18 protein-coding genes are annotated in these 21,321 nt (G+C 33.5%); 11 read left to right on the forward strand and 7 right to left on the reverse strand.

All coding sequences use genetic code 11. The features are described 5' to 3' along the window. Nucleotides 1-231: 231 nt before the first annotated feature. Nucleotides 232-4,128 carry an ATP-dependent RNA helicase HrpA gene (gene hrpA / locus DK857_RS12490; protein ID WP_109402340.1) on the reverse strand — a complete coding sequence of 1,299 codons (3,897 nt, stop codon included), beginning with the start codon at nucleotides 4,126-4,128 and terminating at the stop codon, nucleotides 232-234. Nucleotides 4,129-4,361: 233 nt separating this feature from the next. Here hrpA and DK857_RS12495 point away from each other — a divergent pair, with 233 nt between their 5' ends. From DK857_RS12495 to DK857_RS12515, 5 genes are all read left to right on the forward strand, one after another. Next, entirely contained in the window at nucleotides 4,362-4,985 is a 624-nt protein-coding gene (locus DK857_RS12495; RefSeq protein WP_109402341.1) for an FMN-dependent NADH-azoreductase, read from the forward strand. A 357-nt stretch (nucleotides 4,986-5,342) separates the two neighbouring features. Beyond that, the gene (locus DK857_RS12500; protein ID WP_157957608.1) at nucleotides 5,343-5,891 is read left to right on the forward strand and encodes a fimbrial protein; all 549 of its coding nucleotides are present in this window, start codon (nucleotides 5,343-5,345) and stop codon (nucleotides 5,889-5,891) included. Between the two features lie 77 nt (nucleotides 5,892-5,968). Beyond that, complete coding sequence (locus DK857_RS12505; RefSeq protein WP_109402343.1) at nucleotides 5,969-6,664, forward strand: fimbrial biogenesis chaperone; 696 nt, start codon at nucleotides 5,969-5,971, stop codon at nucleotides 6,662-6,664. Beyond that, nucleotides 6,654-9,023 (forward strand): fimbria/pilus outer membrane usher protein, encoded by a 2,370-nt coding sequence (locus DK857_RS12510; RefSeq protein ID WP_109402344.1) that lies wholly within the window; start codon nucleotides 6,654-6,656, stop codon nucleotides 9,021-9,023. Before DK857_RS12505 ends, DK857_RS12510 begins: the two co-directional genes overlap by 11 nt. 26 nt (nucleotides 9,024-9,049) lie before the next feature. Further along, nucleotides 9,050-9,601 carry a fimbrial protein gene (locus DK857_RS12515; RefSeq protein WP_109402345.1) on the forward strand — a complete coding sequence of 184 codons (552 nt, stop codon included), beginning with the start codon at nucleotides 9,050-9,052 and terminating at the stop codon, nucleotides 9,599-9,601. 82 nt (nucleotides 9,602-9,683) lie between these two features. Here the strand turns inward: DK857_RS12515 and DK857_RS12520 are convergent, their stop codons facing one another. The 3 genes from DK857_RS12520 to DK857_RS12530 are packed head-to-tail and all read right to left on the reverse strand — an operon-like array spanning nucleotide 9,684 to nucleotide 12,866. Then, entirely contained in the window at nucleotides 9,684-10,016 is a 333-nt protein-coding gene (locus DK857_RS12520; RefSeq protein WP_109393811.1) for a YdbL family protein, read from the reverse strand. A 10-nt stretch (nucleotides 10,017-10,026) separates the two neighbouring features. Continuing rightward, complete coding sequence (locus tag DK857_RS12525) at nucleotides 10,027-10,233, reverse strand: YnbE family lipoprotein (protein WP_375804060.1); 207 nt, start codon at nucleotides 10,231-10,233, stop codon at nucleotides 10,027-10,029. Next, nucleotides 10,230-12,866 (reverse strand): YdbH family protein, encoded by a 2,637-nt coding sequence (locus DK857_RS12530; protein ID WP_109402346.1) that lies wholly within the window; start codon nucleotides 12,864-12,866, stop codon nucleotides 10,230-10,232. Before DK857_RS12530 ends, DK857_RS12525 begins: the two co-directional genes overlap by 4 nt. Before the next feature lie 149 nt (nucleotides 12,867-13,015). Between DK857_RS12530 and DK857_RS12535 the strand changes: the two genes are divergently transcribed. Beyond that, the gene (locus tag DK857_RS12535) at nucleotides 13,016-14,014 is read left to right on the forward strand and encodes a 2-hydroxyacid dehydrogenase (RefSeq protein ID WP_109393813.1); all 999 of its coding nucleotides are present in this window, start codon (nucleotides 13,016-13,018) and stop codon (nucleotides 14,012-14,014) included. A gap of 89 nt (nucleotides 14,015-14,103) precedes the next feature. Here DK857_RS12535 and DK857_RS12540 read toward each other — a convergent pair whose 3' ends face one another. From DK857_RS12540 to DK857_RS12550, 3 genes are all read right to left on the reverse strand, one after another. Continuing rightward, nucleotides 14,104-15,702, reverse strand: coding sequence for a methyl-accepting chemotaxis protein (locus DK857_RS12540; RefSeq protein WP_109393814.1), 1,599 nt, complete (start codon nucleotides 15,700-15,702; stop codon nucleotides 14,104-14,106). 520 nt (nucleotides 15,703-16,222) lie between these two features. Further along, on the reverse strand, nucleotides 16,223-16,699 hold the full coding sequence (locus DK857_RS12545; RefSeq protein ID WP_098942684.1) for an NUDIX hydrolase: 477 nt from the start codon (nucleotides 16,697-16,699) through the stop codon (nucleotides 16,223-16,225). Nucleotides 16,700-16,764: 65 nt separating this feature from the next. Then, on the reverse strand, nucleotides 16,765-17,385 hold the full coding sequence (locus DK857_RS12550; RefSeq protein ID WP_109402347.1) for a TetR family transcriptional regulator: 621 nt from the start codon (nucleotides 17,383-17,385) through the stop codon (nucleotides 16,765-16,767). Between the two features lie 90 nt (nucleotides 17,386-17,475). On the opposite strand from DK857_RS12550, the gene DK857_RS19530 reads away from it, so the two are divergent. The 5 genes from DK857_RS19530 (at nucleotide 17,476) to fetB (ending at nucleotide 21,321) form a co-directional block, all read left to right on the forward strand. Further along, the gene (locus DK857_RS19530) at nucleotides 17,476-18,390 is read left to right on the forward strand and encodes a helix-turn-helix domain-containing protein (RefSeq protein WP_109393817.1); all 915 of its coding nucleotides are present in this window, start codon (nucleotides 17,476-17,478) and stop codon (nucleotides 18,388-18,390) included. Nucleotides 18,391-18,571: 181 nt separating this feature from the next. After that, nucleotides 18,572-19,504, forward strand: a complete 933-nt coding sequence (locus DK857_RS12560) for an acyl-CoA thioester hydrolase/BAAT C-terminal domain-containing protein (protein WP_109402348.1) — start codon at nucleotides 18,572-18,574, stop codon at nucleotides 19,502-19,504. Further along, a complete protein-coding gene (locus DK857_RS12565; RefSeq protein ID WP_109402349.1) occupies nucleotides 19,482-19,685 on the forward strand; it encodes an EamA family transporter in 204 nt (67 codons plus the stop codon). Before DK857_RS12560 ends, DK857_RS12565 begins: the two co-directional genes overlap by 23 nt. Before the next feature lie 161 nt (nucleotides 19,686-19,846). Continuing rightward, a complete protein-coding gene (gene fetA, locus DK857_RS12570; RefSeq protein WP_109402350.1) occupies nucleotides 19,847-20,497 on the forward strand; it encodes an iron efflux ABC transporter ATP-binding subunit FetA in 651 nt (216 codons plus the stop codon). Nucleotides 20,498-20,547: 50 nt separating this feature from the next. Continuing rightward, nucleotides 20,548-21,321, forward strand: coding sequence for an iron efflux ABC transporter permease subunit FetB (gene fetB, locus DK857_RS12575; protein ID WP_109393821.1), 774 nt, complete (start codon nucleotides 20,548-20,550; stop codon nucleotides 21,319-21,321).

A 21,321-nucleotide genomic window follows, 5' to 3' on the forward strand; every position in this document is an offset into this window, starting at 1 on the left:
GGGGTACTGAAAAACAGTACCTCTCGGCCTCTCTTCTCTTCAAAAAAATTCCCCTTAAGTCAAAAACCTCCCTTGCTAAGCTGTTATTTTTTACACGGATGGTTAGGTGTGTATAAATCAAGAACTATATAGTATGTTGTAACTAATATATAGATAACTATTAATTAGTAAGGTAATAAAAAACCCACGAGAAGCATAAATTCCCGTGGGTCTAAATATATGATAGTTTGATTAATTGAAACTGATTTGTTCTATCGCCTGCAATATACGTTTATCTGATATTGGATATGGAGTCCCTATCTGTTGAGCAAATAGGCTTACTCTTAGCTCTTCTATCATCCAACGAATATTTTGCACTTCTTCTTGTTGCTTTTGTTTCTCGGTTAGTTTGCCTAACCACTGTTGCCACTGCTGAATAACATTTTCAACTCGACTCATTTGCGCCCGATCGCGATTAGGATCAATAGCTAGTTTTTCCATTCGTTTTTCAATTGCACTCAAATAACGAGGAATATCCGCAAGGCGTTTCCATCCATGAGAGGTAACAAAACCAGGAAAAACTAACTGACCAAGTTGAGCTTTAATATCAGATAATGCAAAAGCAACGCTAATATCCACCCGCCCTTTTAAACGCTTATTAATAGCAAATACTTGAGTTAAAATCGCTTCAACTTGTTTTGCTATTTCAACCACAGCATCGTTTAGTTCACCTCTGACATATTCTTGCAGTTTTTGATATTCATCTTCTTGCCAAATTAAACCACCATAAGACGACATCAGTTTATCAACACCACAAGCAATACAATCATCAATCAGCTCCAACACTTTGCCATAAGGGTTAAAGTAAAGACCAAGTTTTGCTTTATTAGGTAATTTTTCATGCAGATATTTAATAGGTGACGGAATATTTAATAATAATAATCGTCTTACCCCTTCCCACATTGAAGCTTGCTGTTCAGATTCTGTTTCAAAAAGCTTAATACCCACACTGTTTTTTTCATCCACGAGTGCAGGATAAGCTTTCACTGAATAGCCACCCCGTTTTTGCTCATAACGCTGAGGCAAATCACCAAAACTCCAAATATGTAAATCTTGTTGTTCAATACCATCATCGGCGACTGCTGATAATGTTTCTTGCACTTTTTCCTTTAAGTTCTCTTTTAATTTATTGAGATCTTTACTTTCTGCCAGCGTTTTATTTTTTTCGCCAACAACACGGAATGTCATTTTTAAGTGATCAGCGACTTGGTCAAGCTGCCAGCTTTCTCTATCGACAGTCACTCCTGTCATACGGCGCAACTCTTTTTCAAGCCTATCGAGTAAATCACCTTCAACTTGAGGTACACGCTCTAAAAATGCAGAAGCATAATTAGGCGCTGGTACAAAATTACGACGGATAGGTTTTGGTAGTGACTTAATTAAAGCCACAATCAATTCATGGCGAATACCTGGAATTTGCCAGTCAAAACCTTCGTCTTTTACCTGATTCAAAATAGGTAATGGAATATGAACAGTGACACCATCAGCCGCAGTACCCGGTTCAAATTGATAGGTTAAGCGTAATTTTAAATTATCTTGGTGCCAATAATTTGGATAATCTAGCGCACTAACACGTTTAGCATCATCTTTGATAAGCATACTTTTTTCAAAGTTAAGCAGATCAGGTGATGCCTTTTGTGCCTCTTTCCACCATTTATCAAAATGACGAGACGAAACGACATCCTGAGGTATTCGTTGATCGTAGAACGTAAACATTGTTTCATCATCAACAAGAATGTCTCGACGACGAGATTTATGCTCTAACTCTTCAACTTCTGTGCGTAATTTTAAATTGTCACGGAAAAATACATGGCGAGTTTGCCAATCTCCCTCCACTAACGCGTGGCGAATAAAAAGCTCACGACATAAAAGTGGATCAATTTGACTGTAATTAATAGGTCGAGAAGCTACAATTGGTAAACCATACAGGGTGACTTTTTCATTAGCCATTACAGCGCCTTGCGCTTTTGACCAATGAGGTTCGCTATATTGATGTTTCACCAAATGTTCAGCGATAGGTTCTATCCATTCAGGTTCAACGCGTGCTGCAATTCTTCCCCATAGACGAGATGTCTCGACTAGCTCTGCCACCATTGTCCATTTTGGTGGTTTTTTAAATAAACCTGACCCCGGATAAATAGAAAAACGGGCATTTCTTGCGCCAGTGAATTCTTGTTTATCTGCATCTTTTTGCCCAATATGTGACAACAAGCCACTTAACAACGCAACGTGAACACTTCTAAAATCAGCAGGCTCACTATTAACAGGGAACCCTAACTCTTTAACAACTTGTCGCAACTGTGTATAAACATCTTGCCATTCCCTTACTCGCATAAAGTTTAAGAATTCTTGGCGACACAATTTTCTAAATTGAGATTGGCTCAACTCTTTTTGCTGAGTTTTTAAATAATCCCACATATTTAAAAAAGATAAGAAGTCAGAGTCTTTATCTTGGAAGCGTCGATGCTTTTCATCAGAGGCTTGCTGTTTATCCATTGGTCTTTCGCGCGGATCTTGAATCGAAAGTGCGGATGTAATGATCATCAACTCTTTCACTGCGCCATATTTACGCGCTTCAAGTACCATTCTCGCTAAACGAGGATCGATAGGAAGTTGTGCAAGTTGTTTCCCCATTGGAGTTAAACGATAAGCACCATTGTGGTCAGTTTCGTTTTGTAACGCGCCTAGTTCCTCTAATAAACGAACACCATCTTGAATATTGCGTTTATCTGGTGGCTGCACAAATGGGAAAGCACTAATATCACCTAACCCTATCGACGTCATTTGTAAAATAACAGATGCAAGATTAGTTCTTAATATTTCAGGATCAGTAAACTCAGAGCGAGAAATAAAATCATCTTCTGAATAAAGACGAATACAAATACCGTCAGAAACACGACCACAACGCCCTTTTCTTTGATTTGCCGAAGCTTGAGAAATAGGCTCAATTGGAAGCCGTTGTACTTTAGTACGATAACTATAACGGCTAACACGCGCAAAGCCGGTATCAATAACGTACTTAATACCAGGTACAGTTAATGACGTTTCGGCGACGTTAGTCGCTAAAATAATACGTCTACCGTTATGAGGATGAAATATTCGATTCTGTTCACTGTTAGATAAACGGGCAAATAAAGGTAATACTTCCGTATGGCGAAGTTGTAATTTATTCAACGCATCAGCAGTGTCGCGAATTTCGCGCTCACCACTCATAAAAATAAGAATATCACCCGCACTTTCTCTGCTTAATTCATCAATAGCATCAACAATACCATCGGTCATATCCTTATCACTATCAAGTTCGTCACCACCAATAGGACGATATCTAACTTCAACAGGATAAGTTCGACCTGACACCTCAATAATAGGTGCTTGATTAAAATGTTTAGAAAAACGTTCAGGATCGATGGTTGCAGAAGTAATAATAACTTTTAAATCAGGGCGTTTAGGTAATAGCTGTTTTAAATAACCAAGAATAAAATCGATATTTAAACTGCGTTCATGGGCTTCATCAATAATGATAGTGTCATATTGAAGTAACAGCTTATCTTGCTGTAATTCTGCCAATAAAATACCATCTGTCATTAACTTGACGAGAGTATTATCGCCAACATGGTCACTAAAGCGAACCTTATAACCTACAGATTCTCCTAATGTACTTTTTAACTCATGAGCGATACGTTCAGCTACTGACCGTGCAGCTAAACGGCGAGGCTGTGTATGACCAATGAAACCTTTGATCCCTCGTCCTAATTCAAGACAAATTTTAGGGATCTGTGTTGTTTTACCTGAGCCAGTTTCCCCTGCAATAATAACGACTTGGTTATCTCTTATTGCATTATAAATGGCATCTTTCTTTTGGCTAACAGGAAGGTTTTCTGGGTAAGTAATTTCAGGACAATTGGCACGGCGGCGAATTATCATCTGTTGTGCTGTTGTAATATCGTCTTTAATTGCACTTAATACCGCTTGTTTAGACTCTTCATTATTAATTTTAGCGACGCCACGTAGACGTTTTCTTAATCGTTGCTGCTCCCGCAACGATAATTGCTCTATTTCTTGATAGAGTGTGGCAGATGATAATGTCACCTTTTATTATCCTTTTTGAGGTTATTCTAATCAAAACTAATGCCCTTATGATATCACATCCGGCTATTGGCACATAAAGGCTTGATTAAATTTCTTAGTATATAATTTTATATAATCAATAATTTTGAATAGCATATTCAAAGGATTGTGATGTGATATTTTAAAGATCGGGTAAACTACTACCAAGTAACAAATTTAAATAAATAGAACATTTTATAGACCACGAGAAAATAATGAAAAAGATCCTTGTACTGAAATCCAGTATTTTAGATAGCTATTCGCACAGTAATAAAATGACCGATTACTTAATTGAAAATTGGCAAAGTAATCATAAAGATGACTTAATTACAGTACGTGACCTCGCTAAAAATCCAGTGCCTACTTTAGACCAAGCAACGCTATTTGCTTTTGGCAAAGAAACTGCGATGCTATCGGATGAACAAAAAGCAGCTAGAGCATTATCAGATGAGTTAATTAGTGAATTAAAAGCCCACGATATGATAGTGATTACTGCACCAATGTATAACTTTTCAATTTCGGCTCAATTAAAACATTATATTGATTTTATTGCTCGCGCCGGTGAAACGTTTAAATATACTGAAGCGGGTTCTGTTGGCTTGCTTGAAAATAAACAAGCGATTGTATTAACCAGTCGTGGTGGTGTTCATAAAGATCAACCTTCTGATCTTATTGTTCCATTCCTAAAACAATTTTTAGCTTTTATCGGTATCAATGACGTACAGTTTATTATGGCTGAAGGTACCGCATATGGTGAAGAATACGCACAGCAATCTCACCTACAAGCACAAAAAGAAATTGATGCTGTTGTTAACTCAAGAAGCATTACAGCAAAATAATAATTTATATTTTTCTTAAAGCACCTACTTCAGGTGCTTTTTTTATATCTAAATTTTACACTTCACCAAACACAAAGATATGCTAATTTTTCTTTTATAAAAAAATCATTTCTAATTTATAATTTAAAAACCTTAATAGCAAGAAAAACCAAATTTAATCAAACTTTCAAAGTAATAATAAAATACAGATTATTTTAATAGCCATATTTTATTGTTTATTCTTTTATTCATACTACAAATGAATGCTCATATAAAAAACCAATTTGATTTGTAAAAACCAAATTAATAAAATTTAATCGCCTTAAGTAATATAGAAGTAATTAAATAATTCTCTTAATTCAATAAATGGAACTTACGATGAAAAAAAATATACTCTCATTATTTATTCTATCTACGACTCTTTTATCAATTCAATCAAATGCTGCTGAATATACAGAAAAAAATGTAGGAACAATTACAATTAATGGTTCTGTTACACCGAGTCCAAAATGTCAACTAGAGGCAATAAAACCCGTTGAATTACTACCGGTTCAAGAGAATAACTTTGGTAATGATGATATCGCCAACACTGCATTTCAGCCCCTTTCGATTCAATTTACTAACTGTAAAGACAACATTAATAGATTACAATTAAAAATAGAAAAACAAACTAATATGCGTTTGAAAAATTTAGCTGATAATGGTAGCAATGTTGAGGTTGCTATTTTTGATACTGATAAAAACATCATTAATTTAGATAATGAAAAACCTGATGAATTTCAAGTTAATGTGGATAAAGGAAATAACAGCGCACAATTTTTATTTGACGTTAACTATATGAAACCTAATGGCATAGATGCGACACCAGGTGCGGTATCATCCTCTTTAACTTTTGATGTTATATATAGTGATATTGCTATGGATTAAAACTCTATAAATCAACAAAGCTGGAATACCAGCTTTGTTTTAATATTTATACTTTCTACTTTAACTAGCAAAAGAATATGTTTAAAAAATTTAAATTTTTCGTATTATTTTTCATATTTCCCACATATAGTCAATCATCAATAGAAATAAATAAAGATAAATTTATTTTTATTGAAAGTATCAATCAAGAAACAATTGAAATAAATAACAAAACAAATAGTGATTATTTTATACAAAGTTGGATTACACATTATGATAAAGAAAATAATAATGAAATTCCTTTTATGATAACCCCTCCTCTTATTAAGATGGAAAAAGATGAAACCTTTTCTTTAAAAATACTTAAAACCGATAAAATAAAAGAAGAAAACAGAGAGACATTATATAGAATAAACATTAAAAGAATACCGATCCTATCAAATTCCGACAACAATAAAAACATGTTACATGTCTCTTTAAATTCTGTATATAACTTAATATATAGACCTTTATCAATAGAAAAAGATGCTAAATATGCTTATAAAAAAATTGAGTTTTTAAAAAATAAAAATAATGAATTTATTATAAATAATCCTACACCTTATTTTATTACTCTATCTTCAATTTCTTGTGATGATGTTTTAACAATTAATGAAAGTAAAACAATCCCTCCTTTTAAGAAATATAATACAAAAAAAGAAATTTTAAGAAACGGGGTCGTAAAATGGAAAATATTTAATCAATATGGTCTTGAAATAGAGGCAGTAGACAAGGAAGTTATTAATGATTATTAATCATATGAAAACAAAAGCAGTATTTTTTATTTTAATTTCCATTTATAACAAAAATACTATAGCTCAAGATAGCTCACTCTCTATTTATGCTCATGCATTTTCTAATATTGATAAAGAAACGATTAAACAATTACTTGAAAATAAAAAAACTGAAGGTTTTTATCATTCTATAATTTATATCAATAATAGAAAAAAAATAGCAAAACTTCTTTACTTTAAAAGTATAGACAACAAGTTAACCCCTTGTATCTCTGTTAGTGATTTAATTTCTCTTGGTATTGATATCGATTTTTATTCAATAAAAAAAGAATATCAAGATATAATTCCTTTAAGTGACCATTCAATTGATTTTAAATACTCTTTTTCAAATCAAAAATTAAATTTAATTATTCCACAAAAAGCATTAATAAAAAAAGATAATTATATTACCGATAAAAAAGATTGGGATAATGGGATCACTGCACTATTTAGCCAATACTCCTATTCAATTAGACATCATCAAAAAAAAGCACTAGAACAAAAACTCAATTTACAAACAGGCCTTAATTTTGGTGCTTGGCGCATACGCAGTCAGAACAACTTTTATTGGAATAAAAACCGTTACCAATCGAAGCTTTCATCAATATATACCTATCGCCAAATTAATTCTTTTTCTGCTCTTTTTTATGGAGGTAAGTTTTCACCCACAACACGAATATTACCAACAGATAAAATAATTGGCTTTCAATTAATATCCAATAATTTAATTTCAAGTAATACTCTTTATGCTAACAAACCTATTATTGAAGGAATTGCTGATACAGAAGCTCAAGTAATGATTAAACAAGGTGACAAAGTTATTTATGAAAGCACTGTTCCCCCTGGTCCTTTTATTATAAATTCATTACCTGTTTTAGGGAGTGAAAAACTCAGTCTAGAAGTTAAAGAAGCAGATGGAAGAATAAAAATATCAACACATTATTTCACATCATTACCTAATCAACTAAATAAAGGTAGTTATCAATATAATTTTATTTCCGGTACATTAGCTAAGAATAGCCATAAAGAACATTCTATTTTCCTTTTAAGTGAATTTTCATATGGTCTTAGTCAAAGGATCACCTCATATAGCGCAATAAAAAAACGAGATACCCATATGAATTATCTATCTGGACTATCTCTTGATTTAGGTATATTGGGTGGTTTAGCAACAGATTTAAGTTATGAAAATAGTAGAGATAAATTAAAATATCAATTTCGTTATCAAAAAAGCATGTCAAAAACACAAACCTACTTTACTTCTGGAATATCTTTTTATCATTATTTAGATAATTTTCAAAAAAAAGATAGTATTAAAAGAAATTATTCGGTTTCTGTATCACAAAATATTAATGACTTAGGTTATCTTTCTTGTCGGTATCACGAAAAAACATATGAAAATATATCTAAAAACTTTGAATTAGGTACTTCTTTTTCATCCTCAATAAATAAAATAAACTATAATCTTAAATATGAATTTAAAAAAGACAAATCTATTTTTGATCATTCCTTCTCACTCAATCTCCATATACCATTAGGTAATAATAGTGATCACTATAATTGGTTTAATAATCAAACAAATTATCAAAATAAGAAAAAACATTATATCAACACGACCAACATTGGAGGTGCTCTGCTTAACTATAATTTAGGATATTCAGTAAATTATCAACATACTTATAATGAGAAGAGAAAGTCCAACCGTTTTTCTACCAATGCCCGTTATCAAAACAACTATCAATCTTACACATTTAATATGAACAAAATGGAAGATAGTTATAATTACAATGTTTCTATTAATGGAGGAATTGTTCTTCATTCTAATGGTATTACTCTCACTCCTCGTTTAGGTAGAACATTTGCACTGATTAATACTCAAGGAATATCTGGAATTAAAACATCATTTTCAACAAAAACAAAATCAGATATTTTTGGAAATCTAATTTTAAATAACATAACACCTTATCGAATAAATAATATTAAATTAAATGCAACGACATTACCGCAACAAGCAGAAACCGAAATTTATAGCAAAAATATTATTCCCACATTAGGCGCAGTATCTAAAATAACTTTCCCAATAAAAATTGGTTATCGTGTTATTTTTAAATCAACAACCCCACTTCCCTTTGCATCGACAGTCACCACATTCGATAAAAACGGTAATATTATTTCTCATGGGTTAGTATCAGAAAATAATATTATTTTTCTTTCTGGTATTACAGAGAATGGATTAGTAAAAGTAAAATGGGGAGAAGATAAACAGTGTCAATTTATTTATGAAATTGATAATAATGAAAAGAACACCACACTAATAAAAAAAGAAATCAATTGTATTTAAACTAAGTTATCTCTATTAAGAAAAATATGAAAAAAACCATCTATTTAATAATTACGTTACTATTTATCTCTTTTTCACTATCATCAGAACCTAGACGTGGTGATCATAAAATTCCTTTAAGTTGTGATATTGATTATATCTATGAAAACATTAGCGATAAGATTTCTATTAATGAAAATGATTTTTCATCACATGAAGTGGGGACATTAGCCGATACTGATAGCCACATCATTATTATTACTATAAATGACTGTTCGAAAAGCCATGGCGAAGTTCGTTTAAAAATTGAAAATTCAAGCATTGATAGTAATACCGGTTATTTAAAAAATCAGTTCACTGATGATAGTGCAAGTGCTAATATTGCATTTCAATTATTATACAATGAAGAACAAAGACCATTAGATCTTAATAAAGAAAATGAATTTGTTGAGGATCTCATTGATGGAAAAGTTGAGTTTTATTTTTTTGCTAATTATGTAAAAAAAGATGATACACCTCCAAAACCCGGTTATATACAATCCGATATTCAGTTTACTATAAAAATAAATGATGATGTTGTTACATTTGACGATAGTTAGTGATTTCAATTATGGAAAAGCACGATAGCTATTTATAATAGATCGTGCTTTTAATGGAATTAAATGCTTATTTAAAGAGTTACTATTTTTTTACCCATTTACCATTAATACCTTTAACATACTCACCTTCATTAGCTCTTGCGACTAATTTTTCACCTGCAAGTCGAGCCACTGATTCTGGTGTTACTTGGTTAGTTTTAGCAACTTCAACATATTTTGCTTTTCTAGCTTGATTGATTTCATCAACAAGTTGTTGCGCTTGTTTGTTATTTGTTTGTACAAGTTCAATATAACCGCTGAAGGTTTCCCCTACTAACCCTTGTGATCTCGCTTCATCAAGTGTTAATGCGATAGCATTTGTACCAGTTAAAGCTATTATTAGCCCAAAACTTAAGAGATATTTTTTATAATTCATCATTTACCCTTTAAAAAATGGCGCTGTTATTTTTTAAGAGATCTTCAACTTGTCTGTCTATTTTTACATTAATCTCATGTTCAATTTTTACGTTCATATTAATATTTATAGGTTTATCAGGTGTCGCGACTTCTAATCGAATACATCCTGTTAACATTGATATTCCCATTACCATGGCCGTTAATAAAAATAGTTTTTTAAAGAATAATGGTTTCACTCTGACTCACTCCCTAAATCTGATAAGCTTTTTTCTAACCACTCTTCCAATTGTGAACCAAATCGTAAACTTCGCCATAATTGGAAGACATTTTCTTCATGTCGATAATTTAGATTAACCTGACGGCGTTTATCCTCTAAAGGATTCGTTCCCTGAATTTCAGCCTCTAGCACTAACTCACCCAAATTGCTTAAATTAACACGCGTCCAAGAACGACTGATCTCTAGATAACGCAACCATGCCATAGCAACACCGGCTGACATATTGTTATCATCAATTGAATCAACGAAATCTTTATCAAGTCTTAACGTTAGATAAGATGAATTAGCCAGCCAACCATTTTTAATAATCCATTGATTATTATTAATAAAGAATGGAAACTCACCACTCACTTTACCTGACGCTGCAAACTGAGTCACTTTTAATAGAGTAAACAGATGACTTAATTGAATATTATCAATAGAAATAATCGCAGCATCATGTTGTGGTATCGTTAATTCTGCTAAAGATATTGTTCCATCCAGCATTGCGACATTAACGTTAGATAAGATTAGTGGTTTACTTTCAGTTGCTGGATAAAAGCCTTGGAGATCTGCCGTAATATCGGTCATTTCAAAAAGGTTATTAACTCGTTTTATTCGTAACTGAACGGGTTGTTTAACCCCTAATTGCCATTCATCCCTATTTAAACGCCAAGGTAAGATAAAATCTAAACCTTCTAAGACACCATCTTTAAGCCACATTCCGCCCTGTCTAACAACAAGATGCCCACCAGCAACTAATCCTTGTTCTGGTGCAATAGAAAAATCAGCTTGTGTATACAATTCACCTTTATCAAGGGTAATGCCTAAATCTGCAGGTATTAGTGATTGAAAAACATTAATTGGTTGTGAAGGCCAACGCATTTGCCCTCTTAGTCTAGCACCATCCCAACGTGTATTAATTGCAATTGGTCCTATATTAGGTTTAGCGTTTAACTCACCTTTTACATTAAAATTAAAAGGTGATTCACCACTGACCGTAGCAATAAAATCCGCCTTATCTAAAAAACCACCAGCAGGGAAATCAATACGTTGACTCGTTAATTTTAGCTTTCCATTAAATGTTGGCTTTTTATCATCTCTGAACCAACGAAATGGGCTTAATAAAGATAATCGTGGCGCAGTCATTGTAGTATGTTGATATTTTAAAACATCAAAACCTGTATTGAGTTTCTCAAAACTCACTAATTTATCAGCCCAATAACCTGTTCCTGCAATATCCCAATGCGCTTTTAACGGTAGTAAATTTCCATCTCCCCAATAACGCCATTGCCAAGTTCCATTATCAGGTAAGAAATCAATTGCTTTACCTTGAAAATGAATGCGGTAATCTCCCCAAATACTGTCTTGGGCGACGACTATCGCATTTAAACGTCCATTAAAGCCTTTTGATGAAAAGGTGGTTCCAGCTAAAGGTAAACGAGCATCTGTTACAGTCAGTGTTTCAGTAACTGGCCCTTTAAAACGAAACAAAGATCCGGGTTGAAATTCAATAGTAGGATCTGTCAACATGCCAGTGACTTTAACAGGTAATTGCGCGCTGGCTTGCATTAATTCTTTATTAACAACACCGGTGATTTGAATAGGGATTTGTGCATCTATCCAATTTACTGTCGTTTCGGGGATCGATATCACCAAATTTCCTTTCCCTGCTTTACCTTCCGTCATCACGTTTAATCGTGCAGTTAATCTTAAATCCGTTAATCCTTTTTGCCATTGTGCGATATTAATATTTACACCACCTCGTAAAGGTTGGTCTAATCCAAACCATTCCCAACGACCTTGCTTAATAACGATATTTTCAGGAGTGACTGTCCAAGGTAATAAAGCCAGTGCATGGCCTCCACCTTGTTCAGCAATTGAAATAGTGCCAGATTGTCCAACCCATTCAAGAACAAAAACTAACGGATGTTCATAGTGAGAAGTTAATAACGTTGCATCGATGGTACCTTTTTCAGGTAATGACGCGATATCTAGAGGAAGCGCTATTTCGGCTGCCAATTCGATATTATTATCATCAGGTAAATTCACTTTAAGCTGTTTAATATCAAGCCACTGGTTATCTCTAATAGAAATACCAAGTTGAGCATTTTCTCCTTGGTAAGTAATTAGTCGCCCATTATTTTGTGTTTTTAGTTGTAATGCTCCTTGATAACGAGCATTTTCTTTTAAGAGTACATTATCGATATTGACGGATAAATAAGGTATTGAAGTTAATAGAGAATTTATATCAAGTGGAACAGTGGCCGTTTCTTCTTGTTTACTTGCTGGCATCATTGAAAAACATTGTTCATCAATGACGAGTTGCTGGCTATTAAATTGAAGTTTGTCAATTTGCTCTTTTTGATAAGTAAAAACAAAGTTATCAAGACTAGCTAAAGTACAACTTTCTGCCTTTAATGCGATATTTTCAATTGAAACGCCTATGCGCTGTAACTTGGGCTGTGATAAAGAAAGTGTTACACCTTCAGGCAAGTAATAGTGAGCAACCACGGGCAACCAACGAGGAATAGATGCCCATAAAGCAGTGCCAATTAGACCTGTGCCTAGTAGTATCGTCCCTGTCCATTTGATTGTTTTTCTTAACAACACATCATATTCCTTTTAAACAAACCTGAATCATCCACTTACCTCGCTAAATTGTTTATAATGATAATATTAATTTCTTTCATATTGGGGCTGGATAATTCTTGTTTTTCCAGCCTCTGAATAAAAATTTAATCGAGAGTAGAGAAGACTGGATGAAAATCGTTTCCTATAGTACTAAACATTATGATCGTAAGCACATGGAATGGGTCAATCAACATAATGGATACCATTATGATATTGAATATTTCGATTTTAATTTGACAGAACAAACCGCAAAAAATGCCGTTGGTGCTAATGCTGTTTGCATTTTCGTCAATGACGATGCAAATCGAGCGGTTTTACAAGAGCTTGCTAGCCTTAATATACGCATCCTCGCATTACGCTGCGCAGGATTCAATAACGTCGATTTAGAAGCTGCAGCTGAATTAGGAATAACAGTTGTTCGTGTGCCGGCTTATTCACCAGAGGCTATTGCAGAACATGCTGTTGGTATGATGCTATCACTTAATCGTCGTATACACAGAGCTTATCAACGTACTCGTGATGCAAACTTCTCATTAGAAGGCCTAACTGGTTTTAATATGCATAATCGTACTGCTGGTATTATTGGTACAGGTAAAATAGGATTAGCAACATTGCGCATATTAAAAGGCTTTGGCATGAAATTACTTGCTTATGATCCTTATCCAAATCAAGCAGTACTTGATTTAGGTGCCGAATATGTCGATCTAGCAACACTCTATGCAAATTCTAATGTTATTTCGTTACATTGCCCATTAACCGCAGATAATCATCATCTATTAAATGAAACCGCTTTTTCACAAATGAAAGATGGCGTGATGATTATTAACACCAGTCGTGGTGCTTTAGTGGATTCTGCTGCTGCTATTAATGCATTAAAACAAGGTAAGATTGGTGCTTTGGGAATGGACGTTTATGAGAATGAGCGTGACCTTTTCTTTGAAGATAAATCAAATGATGTTATTCAAGATGATATTTTCCGTCGTCTTTCTTCTTGTCATAATGTGTTATTTACAGGACACCAAGCTTTCTTAACGGAAGAAGCATTAATTAGTATTAGCGAAACAACACTGCACAATATTAAAGACGTTGCTTCAGGTAATGAATGCGTTAATCAGATCAAAGCTTAATTTTAAGCATTAAGAAGATATGTAACAAAAAGCCCTCTTAGCCATAAATTAGCAAAGGGGGCTTATTTTATTGATTAGCGATACGCCACTTATTTTTGTTGAGTATCGATAGCTTCTGCTGATTGCGTTGATTCAAAGCGTGAAAGTGTTTCTTTCTCTTCGTCTACTTTGAATTGTGAAACTAATTTAGCTAATTGATGAGCTTCATCATCCATATTCGCTGTGATAGCAGCTGACTCTTCAACCAATGCCGCATTTTGCTGAGTAACAGTATCCATTTCACTAACAGCTAATGCGATTTGATTAATCCCCATACTTTGTTCATTTGAAGCAAGGGCAATCTGTTGCATAAAGTCATTCACCTGGTTTATCGTCGTGACGATCTCTGACATTGAGCGTCCAGCTTGAGCAACTTGCTGAGAGCCAACATGCACTTTATTAACAGAATGTGTGATCAAGTCATTAATCTCTTTCGCAGCTTCCGCACTACGACTCGCTAAACTACGCACTTCAGATGCCACAACGGTAAATCCTCTACCTTGCTCACCTGCTCTTGCCGCTTCAACTGCCGCATTCAATGACAAAATATTTGTTTGATTGGCAATGCTATTAATAATGTCATTGATGTCTGCAATTTTCTTCGCACTTTCAGAGATTGAAGACATGGTTTCTACCACGCTATCCATCACATTTTCGCCATTTTGAGCAGATGCCGTTGCTGTTAGTGCTAATTTGCTTGCTTCACGCGAGTTATCCGCATTTTTCTCAACTGTTGTTTTAATTTGCTCCATACTGGCAACAGTTTCTTGTAATGCGCTAGCCTGCTCTTCAGTTCGAGATGATAAATCTGTATTTCCTGTCGCGATTTCGCTTGCACTAACACTGATAGTATTAACGGCATTTTTCACGGAAGAGATCATATGGCTTAATGAGTTTTTCATTTTATTCATTTCATTGAATAACTGACCAAACTCATTAGTACCGTGATTATCTACACGCATACTTAAATCGCCTTGGCTCATCTTACTAAAAATATTGATTAATATTTTAATATTGCCAATAAAGGTATGGGAAAACCAACGTAATATAATGAAAAATAAGAGAATAACAATAACGCCTGTCGTGATTGATACCAGCATTAAACGTTCTTGAGATGTTTTTGCAATATCGATATAGCTATTTTCGATACCATTAGCCACGGCGTAATATTGCATCGTGATATCATTGAGCTCATCCATTTTAACACTGGCAGAGTGTGTTGTTAGCTCACCTCTACGCAATCTCTCTAGTGCACCAGTGAAAATATCAAGCAATTCATCAAAACGCTTTGTCATTTCATCGGCCAACTCACGCCCTTCTATTGTCAGCTTTTCAGCATCCGCCCAACGGTGGATCTCTTCACGCGTTATTTCAATATATTCTGTGGTTTGATGAAAATATTTTGCTGAAGGTTTTTCATTAACCCGTAATTGTCCATCTAACCCATTAATATTTGCCCTGATCACGGCCATTTGATATCGCGCTTTGCCCATAAGTAACATTTGCTGGCTTAGGTTATTTGATGAAACGAAATTATTATAAGATCGAGTGGAAGCATCATAACTAAAATAAATAATGCTCATTATCAACGCAAATAAAATGGCCAGCATGACCTTAACGGTCTTTTCTATACTGATATTTTTAAACATGGTCATATTCCATCAAAATATACAGAATTTTTTATCTGTACATTTGTAAGATATCAGAATGCACTCTTTCTCTGACAAAGAGCATATTCCCTGGTGTAAATAAAATAAGGCTAAAATTTATTCATTAGAATATAAAGGCACGTAGGATCTGCCTTTGTTTATAATGTCGGTAATAATGAGGAAAAACTTTAGAGTCCAGTGGAAATCATTTTTCATTTATGAAATAAACGATTGTTTTATCCACCTAGATAAAAATTAACTATACAATATCCTGCGATGACGATAATTTTACTCAGAAAAAGATAATTTATTAATTATTTTTTAGTTTTTGAAATTTTATTCGTGTATTTTTACATTAATATTTAATAGGTATATTCACCTATTAACATTAATTTATTTAACTTCAAAGTTAGTTTATAGTGAGTTTTAAAAATAATTTGTTTCCAATAAAAATAAAGCAGTTTCTAAAAACTGCTTTTATTGTTTATTTATTATGAGTAATTTAGTTTTATTTAGAAATTTAAATAATTTTTTTTATTAATAGTTTTTCAGTTAGTTCAATAAGTCTTATCACATTTAATGGGGTTTCTAATTTTTTAACTTCATCCAAAGAAAGCCATTGAAAAGATTTATTTGTTAATTGGCTATTTTTTAACGGTTTACAAAGGTAAATCATATCGATGTGATAATGAAATCCTTGTTTTTTATCGTGGATGGGTTCTTTTAAAATGGCGAGGGGTTTTACAAGTTCAATAACATCATTGTTATTTAGGTTAAGACTAAATTCAGGTTGATAACAAAGACACTCACACAGTAAGCCTGTTTCTTCTTCTATTTCTCTTAATACTGCATCTTGTGGCTCTTCATTTTCTTCTATATGACCACCTGGTGGTAACCAACAGCCTATTTTAGAATGCAAATGGAGAAGGAATTTGCCTTGCTCATTGAATACAATGCCCGTTGCGGTGAAATGGCTCTTAGGCACTTCTATTGTCATAATGTTCTGAACCTTTGTTTTGTGTATTTTGATCCAATGTACATCAACCTATCACTATTTTTGTGCTATTTATGATTTTTTGCATTTATTGAAGATTGTTTTATGCCCATTAAAAAATCAGAAAATATCGTTTTAAACTCCTTACAGGCATTTTCAGGTAATGTAGCTTCATTCTTTAAATTAATCGCGATATGCGTGACAAATCCATAAATTAAATTTACGACAATATCAGGAGAATAGGTACAAATTTCTTGTTTGTTATAGAGGGTATCTACACATTTTTTAATTCGAGGAATAAGAATTTGTGAATCAATTTCATCCCATTCTTTCCAACCTAGAACGGAAATTATTTCTTGTAAGGGAATCAGCTTATCTTTATATTGATAAATATGATCAACACAGAAGTTAAAAATAACCTCTAACTCTTGCCACTTATCATCATAGGTAGGAATCTGAACCAGTTTTTCGACGACCTTATCAACCTGAAAAAGGTAGCACTCTTTTAATAGTGCTTTCTTATTACTAAAGTGGTGATAAAAGGCCCCTTTCGTTACTCTTGCGTGACGTGATATTTCATCAACGGAAACATCACAATAGTTCTGATTTATAAATAATTCTTGTGCAGCTTCACGTAATGCAGTGCGCGTTTGCTCTGAATTCTCTTGTTGCCGTGATTTTATTTTCATGATAAAACCCTTAAAACATACCATAAGTATGTAATAATATATGGGTATCAGTTTCGTGTAAACTGAACAAAATATTTTCAGGAAATTATCATGTCATCTCAGTACAATGGGCTTATCCCCTCAAATACCTTATCCACTTTTAATATAGAAATTATCAAAGAACTCCTTCTCTGGATTGAGGTGAATCTGGAAAAACCGTTGCTACTTGATGATGTTGCGATCCGTTCTGGTTATACCAAATGGCATTTACAACGCGTGTTTAAACAAGCAACAGGATTAACACTTGCTTCGTATATTCGAGGAAGACGTTTAACAAAAGCGGCAACCGAATTACGATTAACTAAATTGCCTATTCTGACTGTAGCATTACGTTATCAGTTCGATTCCCAGCAATCATTTACGCGTCGTTTTAAAGCGACCTTTGGTGTAACACCCACAGAATATCGTAAACTAGATAATCTTTGTGGTGATAACTTTCAGCCACCAATCAATTTTGATGTTGTTGATTTGCCTATTCCTAAAATTATGGATTTACCTGAAAGTTATGTTTATGGGATGCAATATCAGTATTTTTGCTCTATCGAAGATATAGGTAAATTACACGAAGATATTCGTCACCAATTTTGGAATGATTTTTTACTGTATACGGATAAAAACTTTACAGAAAGTACTGTGCTTATCTCATACCAACCGAACACATTGCGTAAAAATAAAATCCAGATTGATTATGAAATTGGGTTAAATAGCTTAGATCATTTTACAAAAACCAGTGGTTTTAGAAAAAGAGTGATTGAGGCAGGACGTTATGTCAGATTCCAATTTAAGGGAACTCTAGAAGAATATAAACAGTTTGCGATGAAAATTTATTTTTATACCCTTCCCGCATTAGGTTTATGTCGTCGTTTAGGTGCTGATATTGAAAGATATGTCAGTATAGAAACTGATGTTGATTTAATGGAATTGCCAAAAACCTTAGAGATTGATTATTTCGTTCCTATTCATTAAAGATCTCCAGATAGCCTGAATTTTCAGGCTATTATATTAAGAGTGGATTAATTTTATAGAGACTATCTGTGCGATAAATTTTACATCACTTGTTTCTATACAATAATTCACTAAATTAGCTGTTTACTTATTATTAAAATAAAATTTTTTATTGCACCCCTACAAAAACAAACAGGCGATCATGCGCACTTCACTTCTATTTTTACTCTCTACTTTTTTGCTTCCTTCGTTTGCTAGTTATGCAGAAATATCGACACATTCACTCTCACGTAAAGATGGCAGTGAAATTAGCTATTACTTGGATAAACGAGCTGAAAAAAATCAAACTCTATTGGTGTTAATGCAAGGCTCTGACTGTAACAGCATTAAAAATAATACATTTACTCAAGAAATCTTCGGTCAGTGGTTACCCAATAGTGATGTTTTAATGGTAGAAAAATACGGTATTACCGCTCAATTACCTTATTTTCAATATGATGGTGAACGTGTTGATTGCCCTAAAAGCTATAAGCTTCATGATAATCCTAAACAGCGAACTGAAGATTATGAAGCAGTGTTAGATAAATTATCGTCACAGTATCCGAATATTATTTTAATTGGTGGAAGTGAAGGTGCCACGATGGTGCATTTAGTGGTAGCTAAACGCAATGATATAAAAGCGGCTATTGCGCTAAATGGTGGGGGGCGTTTTTTTCTTGATGATGTTCTTTATAATATCCGTCTTACCACACCTAAAGAACACATTAAAGATGCGCTAAATGGCTTTCAGCAATTTGCTGATGCAATAAAAAATAATCAAATAGATGATGAGCAATTTGTCAGTGAACATAGTAAATCATGGTGGCAACAATATTTTGCTATTGATTTACTTAATGTTATTAAAAGTAATCAACATACTCCTATCTTAATTATTCAGACACTTAATGACTCGAATGTAAATGTCGATGCATTTAACCAATTAAGCCAAGATATCAACCAACCTAATGTGAAGTTTATTAAATACGATAAGTTAGATCATGGGTTTTATAATGAACAAGGCGAGCGTTTAACGAGTGAAATAATCAATGATATAAAGCATTGGTACTCTCAATATGAAAAACAATCCAAAGAGTGATTTAACGGCTTATTTATTACTAGCCTTAGTCTCTATCGTTTGGGGTGGGACTTTTATTGCGAGGCGAGTTATCTCACCTGAAATTGATGGTTTATTACTTGCTACATTACGCTTTGTTATCGCGACTATCTGCCTGCTCTTTATTTTATTCTTAACAAAATTCAATTTGGTATTTTTTTAGGCAATCGAGAAAAATAAATTTATCTTTTTTATTGGCTAACATTCTTATTATCCTATACTTAAATAGTAACAAAATTGCTTACTAACTGATTTAAAGCAGGATCTTTATATCGTTAATTCTATATAATGGTAATTATTCTCTCTTTTAAGTTTGGGATAAGAATGGAAAGCACGACTGCACTTTTACGTCTTGATAAAATAGGTTATCGGGTCGATAACAAAACTATCCTTGATAACATCAATTTTGAACTTCAACCTTCTGAATTTAAACTTATCACAGGCCCTTCAGGTTGTGGTAAAAGTACCTTACTCAAGATTGTCGCTTCTCTACTATCACCTACCAGTGGTTCACTTTTCTTTGAAGATAAAGACTATTTAACGTTTTCACCCGAAGAATATCGCCAACAGGTTTCTTATTGTACTCAAACACCGATGTTATTTGGTGAGACTGTTTACGATAACCTTAAATTTCCTTATTTCTTACGAAAACTTTCGGTGGATGATAAGAAACTTGCGCATGATTTGGATTATTTTTGTTTACCTGCATCCATTATGAAAAAAGGAATTAATGAACTTTCGGGAGGAGAAAAACAACGTATTTCACTGATAAGAAATCTGCAATTTATGCCAAAAATCTTATTACTTGATGAGATAACAAGTGCATTAGATGAAGATAATAAAACAAAAGTGAATGATGTTATTCACCACTACGTTAAAGATCAAAATCTCGCCGTATTATGGGTCACTCACGATCAAAATGAAATAAAACATGCTGATGATGTGATCTTATTACCTTCTCACAATGATGCCTGATTTTTTATTTCTTTATCAGTCACCCTTTTGTTATGAGCGAACATAATATTATGAACGAACATACGATAAGCAATGAATCTCTGATTTTCTCGCTTTTATTAGTTCTCGTGGCTATTTTTATTAGTCGCAAAGAAAAGCTAGCTTTAGAAAAAGATATCATTTGGAGTACAGCAAGAGCCATTGTTCAACTGTTAATTGTTGGCTATGTCTTGACCTATATTTTCCATGTTGACCATTTTATTCTTACTTTCTTAATGGTGTTATTTATCTGCTATAACGCAGCCCATAACGCCAAAAAGCGGAGCAAATACGTCAAAGATATCTTTCTGATCTCTTTTACTGCTATTACAACTGGGGCATTATTAACTTTAACTATTTTATTGCTCACCAGTTCCATTGCTTTTACACCCATTCAAATCATTCCTATTACGGGGATGATTGCGGGTAATGCAATGATAGCAACGGGACTTTGTTATAATAATTTAGGTCAACGTTTTCAAAATCAGCAGCAACAATTGCAAGAGATGTTAAGCCTTGGTGCAACACCTAAATTAGCCTCAATGAGTATTATTCGAGATAGCATTAAATCTTCATTAATACCAACTATTGATGCCGCAAAGACTGTCGGTATTGTGAGTTTGCCGGGTATGATGTCAGGGCTTATATTTGCCGGTGTTGATCCATTACAAGCTGTTAAATATCAAATTATGGTGACTTTTATGTTGATGGCAACAGCCAGTATTTCAACTATTATTGCTTGCTATTTAACCTACACGAAGTTTTTTAATCAGCGCCACCAGCTTATTAATTTTGAAAACCGCTAA

Source organism: Proteus terrae (assembly GCF_003144325.1).
In the GTDB taxonomy this organism is placed as follows: Bacteria; Pseudomonadota; Gammaproteobacteria; order Enterobacterales; family Enterobacteriaceae; genus Proteus; species Proteus terrae.

Bases quoted from the DNA above. Each gene is read 5' to 3' on its own strand.
- DK857_RS12495 (WP_109402341.1), top strand. From the start codon at position 4,362: ATGAAAAAGATCCTTGTACTGAAATCCAGTATTTTAGATAGCTATTCG.
- DK857_RS12500 (WP_157957608.1), top strand. From the start codon at position 5,343: ATGAAAAAAAATATACTCTCATTATTTATTCTATCTACGACTCTTTTA.
- DK857_RS12505 (WP_109402343.1), top strand. From the start codon at position 5,969: ATGTTTAAAAAATTTAAATTTTTCGTATTATTTTTCATATTTCCCACA.
- DK857_RS12510 (WP_109402344.1), top strand. From the start codon at position 6,654: ATGATTATTAATCATATGAAAACAAAAGCAGTATTTTTTATTTTAATT.
- DK857_RS12515 (WP_109402345.1), top strand. From the start codon at position 9,050: ATGAAAAAAACCATCTATTTAATAATTACGTTACTATTTATCTCTTTT.
- DK857_RS12520 (WP_109393811.1), bottom strand. From the start codon at position 10,016: ATGAATTATAAAAAATATCTCTTAAGTTTTGGGCTAATAATAGCTTTA.
- DK857_RS12535 (WP_109393813.1), top strand. From the start codon at position 13,016: ATGAAAATCGTTTCCTATAGTACTAAACATTATGATCGTAAGCACATG.
- DK857_RS12540 (WP_109393814.1), bottom strand. From the start codon at position 15,702: ATGTTTAAAAATATCAGTATAGAAAAGACCGTTAAGGTCATGCTGGCC.
- DK857_RS12545 (WP_098942684.1), bottom strand. From the start codon at position 16,699: ATGACAATAGAAGTGCCTAAGAGCCATTTCACCGCAACGGGCATTGTA.
- DK857_RS12550 (WP_109402347.1), bottom strand. From the start codon at position 17,385: ATGAAAATAAAATCACGGCAACAAGAGAATTCAGAGCAAACGCGCACT.
- DK857_RS19530 (WP_109393817.1), top strand. From the start codon at position 17,476: ATGTCATCTCAGTACAATGGGCTTATCCCCTCAAATACCTTATCCACT.
- DK857_RS12560 (WP_109402348.1), top strand. From the start codon at position 18,572: ATGCGCACTTCACTTCTATTTTTACTCTCTACTTTTTTGCTTCCTTCG.
- DK857_RS12565 (WP_109402349.1), top strand. From the start codon at position 19,482: ATGAAAAACAATCCAAAGAGTGATTTAACGGCTTATTTATTACTAGCC.
- fetA (WP_109402350.1), top strand. From the start codon at position 19,847: ATGGAAAGCACGACTGCACTTTTACGTCTTGATAAAATAGGTTATCGG.
- fetB (WP_109393821.1), top strand. From the start codon at position 20,548: ATGAACGAACATACGATAAGCAATGAATCTCTGATTTTCTCGCTTTTA.